The sequence below is a fragment of the Clostridium sp. genome (assembly GCF_022482905.1).
GTDB lineage: Bacteria > Bacillota > Clostridia > Clostridiales > Clostridiaceae > Clostridium_B.
The window spans coordinates 1,217,261-1,230,815 of sequence record NZ_JAKVOI010000001.1 but is presented as its reverse complement, the minus strand read 5'-3'; the positions used below and the strand labels follow the sequence as shown (position 1 = coordinate 1,230,815).

Here is a 13,555-nt window from a genome sequence, read left to right as displayed (position 1 = left end):
AATAATATTTATATTTGTAAAAGGAGCTGAAACATAGTAAATGAAACAACATTTTCTCTCAAGAACTGAACTGCTGCTTGGAAAAGAAGCTATACAAATTTTACGTAAAAGCACTGTTGTCATATTTGGACTTGGTGGAGTAGGCAGTTATTGTCTTGAAGCTATTGCAAGGTCTGGAATTGGAAATATTGTAATTGTTGATGATGATACAATTTGCTTAACTAATATAAACAGGCAGATACAGGCCAATTTTAAAACTATAGGGAAACCCAAGGTCCAGGTTCTAAAGGACAGGGTTTTAGATATAAATCCAGACTGTGACATAAAAGCATATCAGACTTTTGTAAAGAAAGGAAATATCGATGACATAATACCTGAAGATACAGATTATGTAGTTGATGCAGTTGATACGGTATCTTCTAAAATATCACTTATATTGTGGTGTAAAAAGAATAAAATAGATATAATAAGTTGCATGGGCACAGGTAATAAATTGGACCCTACAAAATTTAAAATAACTGACATATATGACACTAGAATATGTCCTTTAGCCAAAGTAATGAGGCATGAACTTAGAAAAAGAAATATAAAAAATCTAAAGGTACTGTATTCTGAAGAAATTCCATTAAAGCCTAAAATAGATGAAGTCGTAACCTGTAAAGAAGGTTGTGTATGTGTTGGCGGTTCCAAAAAATGTCTTGCAAAGCGCCAGATTCCTGCAAGTATATCTTTTGTACCACCTGTAGCTGGAATGATACTAGGCGGCGAAGTAATAAAATCAATAATTGATAAAAAAACAAAGACAGTTTTTTAGTGCTGTTTTTCCTATTGTCTGTCCACAAGCACTACGGAAGCAAATATACTTGTTATAATTACTCCAATTATAGTTTCTATCATAACAATTATACGAACTGCAGTTGAATTAGGGAGTATATCTCCATATCCAAGAGTTGTTATGGTAACTGCACTGAAATAAATAAAATTCCATATTGGATATTTGAAATTTCCAATTGATACTTCCCTCAATATAAGTGGACTTTCATCTGGAAAACAAATTGAATTTTTTATAATTTCTTGAAAATAGAAATTTATCGGATAGAAATAATTTTTATCATCAAAATACTCTTTTTTTATTATGTCATAATTATCAACCCATATATATATTGTCTGTATTTTTTTTAATTTATTTAGAGAATTTTTTGTATAGCCAGGTATTTTATCGTAATTTCCAGCATTGGATCTATAGAAATCTACTTTTAATTTATAGGTGTGAAATCCTCCATTTAGCTTGTTTTCACCAATATCTACTATGTTCATATGTGTGACTCCACTATTTATCAATAGTAAATAGTAATAATTTGACCAGTTTTCACCAAGTACCCTGTCAAATACAAAAGTGGATTTGTTGTATGTAGAATCATTTAAAACATTCAATTTTACTATAGGTCTTTTGTATTCTTTGGATATAATCAGTTTTTTTATACTATCATTGAGTTCTCTGCTATAAAATTTTATATTCATCTTTTTTTTAAACATAGACACCTTTGTATCCAAATTTATATCATTTTGAAATATAAAAAATTCTCCTCTTGAATGATTTGCCATATTCCAGTATATAATTCCGAAAAATATCAGCACAAAAATATATATAAAAAGTATACAATATACAAAATTTTGCTTTACAGTCCACTTCATATATACCTCGAATTCACATAATTTTATTTCTATATAAAATCTTATTATTAAGTATTCAAGAGTATTCTTAAATTCAATATAAAAACAAGGAATAAAAGATACCTGATATTATCAGTCTATTCATTCCTTATTTTAATACTTATTTGATTTTCCACTTGCTGCCCTGTTTTGAGTCAATTATTTCGACACCTAATGAATTAAGCATATCCCTTATTTCATCAGCTCTGTTCCAATTTTTGCTTGACCGTGCCTCATCTCTTTCCATAATAAGTGCTTCCACCTTGTTTTTATCCACAGTGTCTATATTTTTTTTACAGGACATTTCATCAGAATTTAAAAGCTCCAAAGAAAGAACACTGTCAAAACTGTCAATCAAAATTTTCTTTTCATTATTTGAAAGCCCATCTGATTTTATTACATCATAAAGTACTGTAATGGCATTTGGTATATTTAGATCGTCTCCAATCTGCCTGGAAAACTTTTCTTTATAATTTAAAATTACATTTTCACGTATTTTAGAGGTATCATTATATGACAAGGTTATTATATATGAAACTCTATCTTTTAACTTTTTATAGGCATTATGTGCATCTTTTAAAGCGTCAAAACTGAATAGAAGCTGCTTCCTATATCTGGACTGCAGGCAAAGATATCTATAATCCATACCAGAAAATCCTTTTCTTTCTATACTTGAAACCGTTAAAAAATCCCCCTTTGATTTAGACATTTTTCCACTGTTCAATACAAGAAATTCTCCATGCATCCAGTAATTCACCCATTTATGCCCGAGTACTCCTTCTGATTGTGCTATCTCATTTGTGTGGTGGACCGGAATGTGGTCAACTCCTCCACAATGAATGTCTATTCTATCTCCAAGGTATTTCATTGACATGGTAGAACATTCCATATGCCATCCAGGAAATCCTCTCCCCCATGGTGAATCCCACTGCATTATCTGATTTTTAAACTTTGAATTCGTAAACCATAATACAAAATCCAGAGGATTTTTTTTATTTTCATCTACTTCTACCCTTCTGCCAGCCTCCAATTCCTCCGTGCTTAAATTTGCAAGCTTGTTGTAATCCTTGAATTTATCAATTGAATAATATACATTTCCATTTGACAAATAAGTATAGCCCTTTTTCTCAAGTATTTTGATCATATTAATCATATCGCCAATATGATCAGTTGCCCGACAAATTACATCAGGCTTTTTTATATTAAGCTTTTTACAGTCTTCAAAGAAAGCATTTTCATAAAAACGCGCAATTTCCCATACTGTCTTGTTTTCACGTTTTGCTCCAAGCTGCATTTTATCTTCGCCGGTATCCATATCTGATTCCAGATGTCCTACATCTGTTATATTCATTACATGTTTAACTTTAAATCCAAAATAATTCAGGGATTTTTTCAATATATCTTCAAATATATAAGTTCTTAAATTACCTATATGTGCATAATTATAGACTGTGGGTCCACAAGTATATAATCTCACTTTTCCCTCTTCTACAGGAATAAATTTCTCTTTTTTTCTCGTCATCGTATTATAAATGTAAAAATCCATGGTATCTCCCCTTAATTTTAAATAGCACCAAAATATAATCATTTATATAGATATTATCATAATAGCAAAATAATTCAACAATTTTTAACTGATTTACATACAATAATCCCTAATATATTTATGGAAATTCCAAAATTTTAGAAATTTCTCTGCACTTACATAACCTGAATTGAAAAGCTTAATTTTCATATCAGTAGATATTCTGAATTCAGTAGTCTTAACTCCTAATGTAGGAATAAATACAGTTCTCACTGCATCTTTGTCTTTTACATATATCTCCTCATTCTTATCCAGCATGGTTCCCATTATATCAAACAAATATGATATAAAATCCATCTTTCTGTTTGCACTGTAGTCCTTATTTGTATCTACCAACTTGAATCCGATAGTAGGCCTTACAGGTGTGCTTTCATTATCAAATATCCATATTGGAAAATTACTGAGTATTCCACCATCTACTACATAACTGCATCCCTCCTTATGGTAAAATTTTACGGGCTTAAAATAAAGAGGTATACTAATACTCATTTTAACAGCTTGGGATATTTCAAAGTTTCTTGGTTCTACTCCGTATTTAGCAAGATCATCTGGAAGTATCATAATTTTCTTTTCGGTTACATCAGATGCTATTATTTTGAGTTTGGATTCACCTTTTTCATATACATCGTAAAATGTATTATTGCTTTTACTCAAAATAAGATTTTTTATATATTTTTCTATATTATCCGATGAATAAAGCCCTTTATCTTTAAACAGATTTAAAGATTTTTTCAATATATTAATACCATTCATTTTTCTGTATATTCTATTTTTATTAAAAAAATCATCATAATTCATGTCAAGCATTATAGATTTAAGTTCCTTGCCTGTATATCCTACAGATAAAAGTGCTGCTATAATGGCCCCTGCAGATGTACCTGCAGCTCTGTTTATTTCATATCCGTAATTTTCAAAACAGCAGATTGCTCCAATAAGTCCTATAGCTTTAACTCCTCCACCATCAAATACAACATCTACTTTCATAACACCACCTCAATATATAAATATGTATATTAAAATATAAAGCTACTTAATATAAGGAATATTTTTTTGTTAAAAAGAAAATACTGATTAATAAATAGAATCTTAAAAGAGGTGTCTTTTATGAGAGTGGAAATATATTATAATGGAATAAAAAATGCCCGGGATGCTGCAGAAAAATTCAGAAACGAAGGTTTCAGCAATTCTGCCGTAGACCTAAATGACAGCTATATAGATTTTGACAACCATGAATACAATTTTTCGGATGCTATAATCAATTCAGGTGTATTTTCGGACAATAGATCCAGCAAACTTGGAAGCGGAATGGGAAGTTTCCATGATGTATTGAATTCCAATTATAAAGTAGTTGTAAATATTGATTCTTCCAATTCCTATGATGAATTGGATAAACTGAAAAAAGTAATAGAGGAAACTGGTGGAAATTTAAGAATTACGATATAACTTCGGTTACTGCAAAAAATGTGGGTGCTCTCTTCAGCACCCACATTTTTTGTAATATATAATTCAGCCTAATGTTTGCAATAACTGTCAGACTTGCCGCAGCTGGAACAACCGCAGCTGCAACCTCCTCCATTTTTATGGGACTTGTAAGTCCTATATCCTGAGAACCCTATAATGCCAAATATAATAACTCCAACTATGATTGTCGACATATTATACCACCTCTTTTATATTTATAGGATCATTTACCTTATTATCAATTTTACTAGGTTTTCTAAACAAGAGATACAATAAAGCTACAACTAAGGCAATAGCAACTGCACTTCCAAATCCAAACCCTTTCCCTGTAACAAGCGATCCAATCTGGAATATAATCATTGAAATGACATATGCAAATACACACTGATATCCAATAGCAATTGACGTCCATTTACCTGAGTTCATTTCAGTACGGATTGCACCCATTGCAGCAAAGCACGGAGCACACAACAAGTTAAAAACTAAAAGTGAATAGCCTGCAAGTGGAACAAGTGATGCTTGAAGGCTTCCCCAAACCTGGGAACCATCTTCTGCAACCTCGGAAAACCCATAGAGTATTCCAAAAGTTCCTACAAGATTTTCTTTTGCAATCAGGCCAGTTATAGTAGCAACTGCAGCTTTCCAGTTACCCCATCCAAGTGGAGCAAATATAACTGCAAGTACACGACCTATGCTGGCAAGTACGGATTGTTCCATATCAACAGCCTGCATTCTCCAGTTGAAGGAGCTCAAGAACCAAACAAGTACAGTAGCAAGAAGTATTACTGTTCCTGCTTTTTTCATGAAAGCTTTGGATCTCTCCCACATATGTATCAGTACACCTTTTGTACCTGGTACATGGTATGGAGGAAGTTCCATTATGAAAGGAGCCGGATCTCCTGAAAAAAGTTTTGTCTTTTTAAGAAGTATACCTGAAATGATGATTGCTGCAATCCCAACAAAATACGCGGATGTTGCAACCCATGCAGCTCCATTGAACAGTGCACCTGAAATAAGTGCAATAATAGGAATTTTTGCACTACAAGGAATAAAAGTAGTTACAATAACAGTCATTCTACGATCTTTTTCATTTTCAATTGTTCTAGTTGCCATGATTCCCGGTACACCACAACCGGTACCAATGAGAATAGGAATAAATGATTTTCCAGAAAGTCCAAATCTTCTAAACAACCTGTCCATTATAAAAGCAATACGTGCCATGTACCCACAGTCTTCCAATATGGCAAGGCATAAAAATAACATTGCCATCTGAGGTACAAATCCAAGTACAGCACCAACTCCAGCAACAATACCATCAAGAATAAATGAGTTCAGCCAATCAGCAGTACCAATTGTATTTAAGAACCATTCTACATTATTAGGAACATAATCTCCAAACAAATTGTCATTTACCCAGCCGGTCATTATACCACCTACGGTGGAAATTGAAAAATAATAAACTAAAAACATAATTCCAACAAAAATAGGCAATCCTAAAATACGATTAGTTACAATTCTGTCAACTTTGTCCGACAAAGATGTGCTGACTCTATTTTTTCTCTTGAAAACCTGCTTTATTATTTTATTTATATAAGAATAACGCTCATTTGTAATAATACTTTCACCATCATCATCAAACTTTTTCTCACAACTTGATATTATATCTTCAATACGTGATTTAACATCATTAGAAAGAGAAATCTGTTCCTGTATTTTTTCATCTCTTTCAAATAGCTTTATGGCAAACCATCGTAAATTTATATCGTCGAATTTGCCTTTAATAAGACCCTCAATTTCAGAAAGTGCATTCTCAACTTGTCCTGAAAAAACACTTCTTACAGGTGAACTTTCTTTAGCTTTTGAAAGTTCTATGGCCTTCTGTGCAACTTCCATAGATCCAATGCCTTTCAATGCAGAAGTTTCTATAACTTCACAGCCAAGGATTTCACTTAATTTACTCGTATCTATGATATCTCCCCTTCTATGAACTATATCAATCATATTCAGGGCAATTACTACCGGAACACCAATTTCAATAAGCTGGGTAGTTAAATACAAGTTTCTTTCTATGTTGCTTCCATCTACAATATTTACAATTACATCCGGTTTTTCATTAATCAGATAGTTTCTTGAAACAACTTCTTCCAAAGTATACGGTGAAAGTGAATATATGCCGGGCAGATCCTGTATAATAACATCCTTATGACCCTTCAATTTTCCTTCTTTCTTCTCTACGGTAACACCCGGCCAGTTACCTACATACTGAGAACTTCCTGTTAAACCATTGAACATCGTCGTCTTACCGCAATTTGGATTACCAGCAAGAGCAATTTTAATCGACATTTACATTCCTCCTATATACATCTGTTATTACAATACTACAACTAAATTTTTAGCTTATTTCAATTATATTTGCTTCTTCTTTACGCAGGCTGAGTTCATATCCTCTTACTTTGACTTCTACCGGATCACCAAGAGGTGCTACCTTACGTATATAAACCTCAGTACCCTTTGTCAATCCCATATCCATAAATCTTCGCTTCACGGCTCCTTGTCCATGTACTTTAACAACAGTAACTGTCTCACCGCATTTAGTATCCTTTAATGTTTTCATATTTCTACCTCCCAATACTACATTTTCTACTTATTAGTAAATAAAATTTAATTTATACCATGATTTTATTGGCCATTGCTTTACTCAAAGCAACTCTTGCATCTTTGACTTTGACAATTAGATTGCCGCCTATACCAGCAACTACAGTTATGTCTTCGCCAAGTACAAATCCAAGATGTTCCAGATGTCGTCTTGTGTTATCATTCCCTACAATATTTTTTATACTCCCTGTCTCTCCGACCTTTACCATTGTAACCGGCATCATATTCATCTCCCTCACTTATTTATCAGATTTGATACATCAAGCTGATGATATTGAGTATTATTTATAATGATAAATGATACTCAATATCATTTATAGGTTAATTATAATACATGTCTTTTACTTTGTAAACCTATTTGACAAAATATAAGTGCCTTCTTTAATTATAAGCAGCAATAAAAAATAAGAACCCATTCCCTACCCCAGGTTCTTATTTTTTATTAAAACAATAAAAACATCTTATTTTTTATTAGGTGCAAGCACCATAATCATATTGTTTCCTTCCAATTTAGGCCTTTTTTCTACAGATACAATATCTCCCATTTTTTCGAGAAATACATCAAAAACCTTTCTGCCAATAGAAGTATAATTGTTTTGCCTTCCTCTAAATCTTATAGATACCTTTACCTTGTTTCCCTTTTCAATAAATTTTTTAGCATTATTTACTTTTACAACTATATCATTTTCCTCAATTGTTGCACTCAGTCTGATTTCTTTTACTTGTACTACTTTCTGATTCTTCTTAGACTCTTTCTCTTTCTTGGATTTATCATAAAGGAACTTTCTATAGTCCATTATTTTACATACCGGTGGTTTAGCATGTGGTGATATCATAACCAAATCCAACCCTTTTTCAATAGCTAGATTCAGTGCATCTCTTGTTTTGATAATTTTACTATCATCACTTCCAACCAGTCTAATTTCATTTACCCTGATACCCTCATTTAAGTTAAAGTTTTTATTATTAATACAAAACACCTCTCAGTAATATAATTTTATATGGTATATTATATCAAAAAAATATAAAGTTTTAAATAATATCGAATAATTTTATATCTCATATATTGTATTTTTTAATAGTTTTTTAAGCTTCTGGCTCACATTTCCTGATATATCAATTACCTCTCTATGATCAAGCGGTCTGTCAGATATACCTGCCGCCATATTTGTCATGCAGGATATTCCTATGACTTTCATATTGCAGTGATTTGCGACTATGACTTCTGGAACAGTAGACATGCCGACTGCATCTCCTCCAATTGTCCTTATCATTCTTATTTCGGCAGGTGTTTCATAATTTGGCCCACTCATACATACATATACCCCTTCCTGGAGTTCTATGTTATTTTTTTTTGCTATTTCTTTTATTCTTTCTCTAAGTTCCCTATCATATGCATTTGACATATCAGGAAAACGGGGACCGAATGAATCCATATTTTTTCCTATAAGCGGGTTGCTGAATGACAAATTTATATGATCCTTTATAAGCATTAGCTGCCCCGGTTCATAATCTAAATTTACCGCGCCAGAAGCATTTGTAATTATTAATTTATTTATTCCAAGTAGTGACATAACTCTTATGGGAAACGTAACCTGCTGCATGCTGTAGCCCTCATAATGGTGAAATCTGCCCTGCATTGCCAATACTGTCCTTCCGTTGAGTCTTCCAACAATCAGCCGTCCTTTATGCCCTTGAACTGTAGGCACAGGGAAATTTGGAATATCAACATAATTATAAATTTCACTATTTTCTATTTCCTCTGCAATTTCGCCGAGGCCAGATCCGAGAATAATGCCAATTTCAGGTCTATATACTGTTTTGCCAATTATATAATTTACAGATTCTTTTAAATCTCTTTCAATATCCATACTATGTTCCTCCTGTAAAATTGCTAAACAACTATTCTAGTCTATATTTAACTATATTATCATATATACAGAAACTTTTTAATATTGAATTATTAGATTTTTGATATATAATATAATTAATATATATAATGTTAATTACTTTAATACTAATTAATGATTGGAGTTTTACACATATGAAACATGTTAGTTTGGAATTTACGGAAACTTTAGACAAAAGCATAAAACATCTTCGCAAAGAAGGAGCATTTCTAACAGCCAAATCTAACGATAAAGTAAATACGATGACAATAGGCTGGGGAAGTATTGGACTCATATGGGGAAAGCCTGTATTTACTATATTTGTGAGGAAATCTAGATATACTTATAGTTTCATAGAAAAATCCGGGGAATTTACTGTAAGTATACCTGTAAATGACAACTTAAAAAAAGCACTATCCTTTTGTGGTTCTAAATCAGGAAGAGATTATGATAAAATAAAGGAATGCAATTTAAAGCTGATACCTGGGGAAGTCATATCTACACCGGTTATTGAAGGATGCGGTATATTCTTTGAATGCAGGACTTTATATAAAGAGCACATGAAACCCGATTTCCTGGATGAGAAAATCAATCTTCAGAGTTACAACAACGAAGACTATCATACAATATACCACGGTGAAATATTGGACTGCTATACATTGAACAAATAGAAAATATATCCTGGAAAATACAAATACCATAGACAGTGAAATATGTTTTAAAATCAAATATTAAAAATAGAGCACTTCCTTTATAAGCCCGGTGCTCTATTTTCAACTAAAATTATATAAACTTATATTTTACTTTTTATAGATTACAAGAGTGATTTATCGGGAGTTACCAGTATCTTTACCTGTTTCTTTTTTTCAGGCCCAGTCAAAGTCTCGAAACCTTCTTTAGCTATATCATCAAGTGCTATTTTCTTTGTAACATATCCATCGGTTTTTATTTTACCGCTGCTCAAAAGCGCTATAGTTGCCGGGAACTCATGTCTGTATGCAATTGTTCCTACTATCTTTTTTTCTGTAAAGACAAGCGTATTTGGATTAAAATTGGTTTCACCCTCCCATATACTCGTTATAACCAATGTACCTTCATATTTAATGCTTTCTATTCCAGTATTAAGTCCTACAGCAGCTCCAGTAGTTTCAAACGCAGCATTAACTCCAACCCCATTTGTAAGTTTTTTAATTTCTTCCACCACGTCAACTACATTTGGATCCAAAACTATATCCGCACCAAATTTTCTCGCATATTCCTGCCTGATGGACTTTCTTTGGAATACTGCCACAAGACTTGCTCCAGCAGCCTTAAGGCATTGGATAGTTGCAAGTCCTATAGGTCCTGCCCCAAGTACCAGAGCCGTATCCCCGGCATTAAAATTTGCTATTCTGACAGAATGCAGTGCAACTGCAATAGGTTCTACAAGGGCAGCTTCCTCGTAAGACATTGTATCGGGTATTTTATGAACAAATTTTTCCGGGAAAGTCGTATATTCTGAAAATCCACCGCCGCTTCCGCATAAACCATGGAATCCAAGTGTTTCACATAAATTATACTTTCCTTCCAAACAAGCAGGACATTTGCCACAGGCAACTATAGGTTCAACAATAACCCTGTCTCCTTTTTTCAAATTCGAAACTCCTTCACCTGTTTCCACTACATCTCCTGAAAACTCATGTCCTAAAACTACAGGTGCAGTAGTTCCGCTTAAAGGATGAGGATGTTCTTTAGGAATAAATATAGGTCCTCCAAGATATTCATGTAAATCAGAACCACATATCCCACACCATTTGACTTTAATTTTTACCTGTCCTTTTTTTACTTCAGGTTCGTTTATTTCTTCTACTCTAACATCATTTTTATCATACCATAGTGCAGCTTTCATAAAATTTCCTCCTTCGATCTAACAGCATTGATAAAATTAATACTTTGATAAAATTAATACTAATATATATAATGTTAATCTATTAACATAGTGCAGCAAATATCATGCCAGATCAAAAAACATTGGAAATAAACATTTTTTAAGCATAGTGTACTATAATAGCACAAGATACTATGTACTATAATGATACATAATATAAATATGTATCATTATAGTACAATACGTAAATACCACTCAAATAATCATCTTATATTGTACTTTTTTATCTTACGATACAGGGTGGATCTGCTTATATTCAAAAGTTTTGCGGTTTTAAGCATATTGCCACCGCATTTTTGAATTGCATCTTCAATACTGTTTTTTTCAACAATCTGTATTGGAACAATTGTGGATACCTCATTCTGCAATTTTTCTTCTTCCTCAAATCCAGAACTTTGTTTATCTTCTATCAAGTAGTCACTGGAAATTATCTCCCTATCACTTAAATAATAATCTCTCTCAACTACATTTCTTAACTCTCTTACATTTCCTCTCCATGAATTTTTTTTAAGCCCTTCAATATAAGCATTATCAACATCTTTTTTCTGAAAGGGATTTTTACAATTTAATTTGTCTATAAAATATCTAGTCAGAAGTTCTATATCGTCTTTTCTGTTTCTGAGAGGTATAGTTCTTATATTCATGACATTAAGTCTATAATAAAGATCTTCCCTGAAGGTTTTATTTTTTATTTCATCTGCAAGTATTCTGTTTGTAGCACCTATAACTCTTACATTAAGCTGTTTTTCATAATTTCCACCCACTCTGACTACTTTGCTGTTGTCCAGGACCCTCAGCAATTTTGACTGTATGTCAATTGGTAGTTCTCCTATTTCATCTAAAAAAATAGTTCCATCATTCGCAAGCTCGAATTTACCTGGATTTCCATTTTTGGATGCTCCTGTAAATGCGCCTTTCTCATATCCAAACAACTCGCTTTCTACAAGCTCTCTAGGTATTGAACTGCAGTTTACTGCTACAAAAGGACCATTTCTTCTATTGCTGTAATTATGAATTGACTGTGCCATCAGTTCTTTTCCCGTTCCGCTTTCACCCTCTATTAAAACATTACAGTCGCTTTTAGCTGCTTTCTTAGCTAATTTTATTACATCCTCCATATTTTTATCCTCTGTTATAATATCTTCAAAGGTATAATTGGCCCTGTATCCTATAACCTTTCCCACAAGCTTATGGTAATATTGTGATTCTCTAAAGGTTATTACAATTCCAGCCGACTTTCCGTTCATCTTTACAGGTGAAGTATTTATCATACATTTTATTATGCTGCCATTTATAGAAAAGTTGCATTCAATACTATTATAGGATTTGTCGGGATTATCCAGTATACTTTTAAAATCTACATTTGATATAATATTTCTAATATCACTTCCAAGAATATCATTATCCACGTCAAGGACTTCTGCAAACATCTTGTTTATTCTCGTTATTTTAAAATTGTTGTCTATGACAACCATACCTTCAGATAGAGAATTCAAAGTCACATTCATAAATTTATTGGATATGGTAAGCTGAAATTGTGTCTCAATTGCCTGAGATGCCATTGTAACTATTCCAAGTGTATGTGAATGAGCATTATAATAATTTCCTGACATATTTATACACCCTATTATATTTCCAAGCTTGTCATGGATTGGTGACGCTGAACATGTCCAGGAATGTTGATTTATACCATAATGTTCGGCTCCAATGGTCTGCAGTGGTTTATCCAGATACAATGCAGTACCTATTGCATTTGTTCCAACTGATTCTTCTGTCCAGAGGTAACCTTTTACAAAATTCAGTTCATCCGCCCTCTTCATTATTTCCTTGTCTCCAATGACATCTATTACATACCCGCATCTATCCACAAGCATAATTACAAACCCCGAACCTGCTACAACTTTATAGAGATTTTCCATAGTAGAATGTGCAACAGATATCAATTCCGCATTTCCATCTATTATATTTTTCATATTTGATTTTTCAGTTTCTTTCCCTTTACCACTCATAGGATCCACCCCATAATTCATGCACCTTTTCCATGAATCTGCTATTTCAATGCGAACCGCAGCGTTTATGTATCCTTTTTCTATAAAATTCTTCCATGCTTTATATATAAATTTAATATAGTCTTCCAAAATATCACCTTCTAAAAAATATACTAATTTAGAACACTTTAGTTTATATTCTATCATAACGGACAATGATTACTCAAGAAAGTAAACACTAAATTAAAATTTGTCAATTATCATTGAAAACTCTACTATATAAATATATAATGTAACATGTATATTTCGTAAGTATAAGAACAATTTATTAGGGAGG

The 13,555-nt window shown here is 32.5% G+C and carries 14 protein-coding genes; 3 read left to right on the top strand and 11 right to left on the bottom strand.

What is annotated here, in order from left to right; translation table 11 throughout:
- Positions 1 to 40 precede the first annotated feature (40 nt).
- Positions 41 to 814: a tRNA threonylcarbamoyladenosine dehydratase gene (locus tag LKE46_RS06070; protein WP_291719388.1), complete on the top strand. Its 774-nt coding sequence runs from the start codon at positions 41 to 43 to the stop codon at positions 812 to 814.
- 11 nt (positions 815 to 825) lie between these two features.
- On the opposite strand, the gene LKE46_RS06065 is transcribed toward LKE46_RS06070, so the two are convergent.
- From LKE46_RS06065 to LKE46_RS06055, 3 genes are all read right to left on the bottom strand, one after another.
- Complete coding sequence (locus LKE46_RS06065) at positions 826 to 1,605, bottom strand: potassium channel family protein (protein ID WP_291719386.1); 780 nt, start codon at positions 1,603 to 1,605, stop codon at positions 826 to 828.
- Between the two features lie 229 nt (positions 1,606 to 1,834).
- The gene (gene cysS / locus LKE46_RS06060; protein WP_291719384.1) at positions 1,835 to 3,259 is read right to left on the bottom strand and encodes a cysteine--tRNA ligase; all 1,425 of its coding nucleotides are present in this window, start codon (positions 3,257 to 3,259) and stop codon (positions 1,835 to 1,837) included.
- A 93-nt stretch (positions 3,260 to 3,352) separates the two neighbouring features.
- Positions 3,353 to 4,282: a patatin-like phospholipase family protein gene (locus LKE46_RS06055; protein WP_291719382.1), complete on the bottom strand. Its 930-nt coding sequence runs from the start codon at positions 4,280 to 4,282 to the stop codon at positions 3,353 to 3,355.
- Positions 4,283 to 4,402: 120 nt separating this feature from the next.
- Between LKE46_RS06055 and LKE46_RS06050 the strand changes: the two genes are divergently transcribed.
- Positions 4,403 to 4,741 carry a hypothetical protein gene (locus LKE46_RS06050; RefSeq protein ID WP_291719380.1) on the top strand — a complete coding sequence of 113 codons (339 nt, stop codon included), beginning with the start codon at positions 4,403 to 4,405 and terminating at the stop codon, positions 4,739 to 4,741.
- Between the two features lie 68 nt (positions 4,742 to 4,809).
- On the opposite strand, the gene LKE46_RS06045 is transcribed toward LKE46_RS06050, so the two are convergent.
- The 6 genes from LKE46_RS06045 to LKE46_RS06020 form a co-directional block, all read right to left on the bottom strand.
- Positions 4,810 to 4,953, bottom strand: a complete 144-nt coding sequence (locus LKE46_RS06045; RefSeq protein ID WP_291719378.1) for a FeoB-associated Cys-rich membrane protein — start codon at positions 4,951 to 4,953, stop codon at positions 4,810 to 4,812.
- Position 4,954: 1 nt separating this feature from the next.
- On the bottom strand, positions 4,955 to 7,102 hold the full coding sequence (gene feoB, locus LKE46_RS06040) for a ferrous iron transport protein B (RefSeq protein ID WP_291719376.1): 2,148 nt from the start codon (positions 7,100 to 7,102) through the stop codon (positions 4,955 to 4,957).
- A 49-nt stretch (positions 7,103 to 7,151) separates the two neighbouring features.
- Positions 7,152 to 7,373, bottom strand: a complete 222-nt coding sequence (locus tag LKE46_RS06035) for a FeoA family protein (RefSeq protein ID WP_291719374.1) — start codon at positions 7,371 to 7,373, stop codon at positions 7,152 to 7,154.
- Positions 7,374 to 7,425: 52 nt separating this feature from the next.
- Complete coding sequence (locus tag LKE46_RS06030; RefSeq protein WP_291725585.1) at positions 7,426 to 7,635, bottom strand: FeoA family protein; 210 nt, start codon at positions 7,633 to 7,635, stop codon at positions 7,426 to 7,428.
- A 240-nt stretch (positions 7,636 to 7,875) separates the two neighbouring features.
- Positions 7,876 to 8,394 (bottom strand): translation initiation factor IF-3, encoded by a 519-nt coding sequence (gene infC, locus LKE46_RS06025; RefSeq protein ID WP_291719372.1) that lies wholly within the window; start codon positions 8,392 to 8,394, stop codon positions 7,876 to 7,878.
- 72 nt (positions 8,395 to 8,466) lie between these two features.
- Positions 8,467 to 9,285, bottom strand: a complete 819-nt coding sequence (locus tag LKE46_RS06020; protein ID WP_291719370.1) for a purine-nucleoside phosphorylase — start codon at positions 9,283 to 9,285, stop codon at positions 8,467 to 8,469.
- A gap of 173 nt (positions 9,286 to 9,458) precedes the next feature.
- Between LKE46_RS06020 and LKE46_RS06015 the strand changes: the two genes are divergently transcribed.
- A complete protein-coding gene (locus LKE46_RS06015) occupies positions 9,459 to 9,974 on the top strand; it encodes a flavin reductase family protein (RefSeq protein ID WP_291719367.1) in 516 nt (171 codons plus the stop codon).
- 143 nt (positions 9,975 to 10,117) lie between these two features.
- Here LKE46_RS06015 and LKE46_RS06010 read toward each other — a convergent pair whose 3' ends face one another.
- On the bottom strand, positions 10,118 to 11,191 hold the full coding sequence (locus tag LKE46_RS06010) for a 2,3-butanediol dehydrogenase (RefSeq protein ID WP_291719366.1): 1,074 nt from the start codon (positions 11,189 to 11,191) through the stop codon (positions 10,118 to 10,120).
- Between the two features lie 242 nt (positions 11,192 to 11,433).
- Positions 11,434 to 13,368 (bottom strand): sigma-54-dependent Fis family transcriptional regulator, encoded by a 1,935-nt coding sequence (locus LKE46_RS06005; RefSeq protein ID WP_291719364.1) that lies wholly within the window; start codon positions 13,366 to 13,368, stop codon positions 11,434 to 11,436.
- Positions 13,369 to 13,555: the final 187 nt, after the last annotated feature.

Coding starts and splice junctions, on each gene's coding strand:
- LKE46_RS06020 (WP_291719370.1), bottom strand. CDS start 9,285: ATGGATATTGAAAGAGATTTAAAAGAATCTGTAAATTATATAATTGGC.
- feoB (WP_291719376.1), bottom strand. CDS start 7,102: ATGTCGATTAAAATTGCTCTTGCTGGTAATCCAAATTGCGGTAAGACG.
- LKE46_RS06065 (WP_291719386.1), bottom strand. CDS start 1,605: ATGGCAAATCATTCAAGAGGAGAATTTTTTATATTTCAAAATGATATA.
- LKE46_RS06055 (WP_291719382.1), bottom strand. CDS start 4,282: ATGAAAGTAGATGTTGTATTTGATGGTGGAGGAGTTAAAGCTATAGGA.
- cysS (WP_291719384.1), bottom strand. CDS start 3,259: ATGGATTTTTACATTTATAATACGATGACGAGAAAAAAAGAGAAATTT.
- LKE46_RS06045 (WP_291719378.1), bottom strand. CDS start 4,953: ATGTCGACAATCATAGTTGGAGTTATTATATTTGGCATTATAGGGTTC.
- LKE46_RS06050 (WP_291719380.1), top strand. CDS start 4,403: ATGAGAGTGGAAATATATTATAATGGAATAAAAAATGCCCGGGATGCT.
- LKE46_RS06030 (WP_291725585.1), bottom strand. CDS start 7,635: ATGCCGGTTACAATGGTAAAGGTCGGAGAGACAGGGAGTATAAAAAAT.
- LKE46_RS06015 (WP_291719367.1), top strand. CDS start 9,459: ATGAAACATGTTAGTTTGGAATTTACGGAAACTTTAGACAAAAGCATA.
- LKE46_RS06010 (WP_291719366.1), bottom strand. CDS start 11,191: ATGAAAGCTGCACTATGGTATGATAAAAATGATGTTAGAGTAGAAGAA.
- LKE46_RS06070 (WP_291719388.1), top strand. CDS start 41: ATGAAACAACATTTTCTCTCAAGAACTGAACTGCTGCTTGGAAAAGAA.
- LKE46_RS06035 (WP_291719374.1), bottom strand. CDS start 7,373: ATGAAAACATTAAAGGATACTAAATGCGGTGAGACAGTTACTGTTGTT.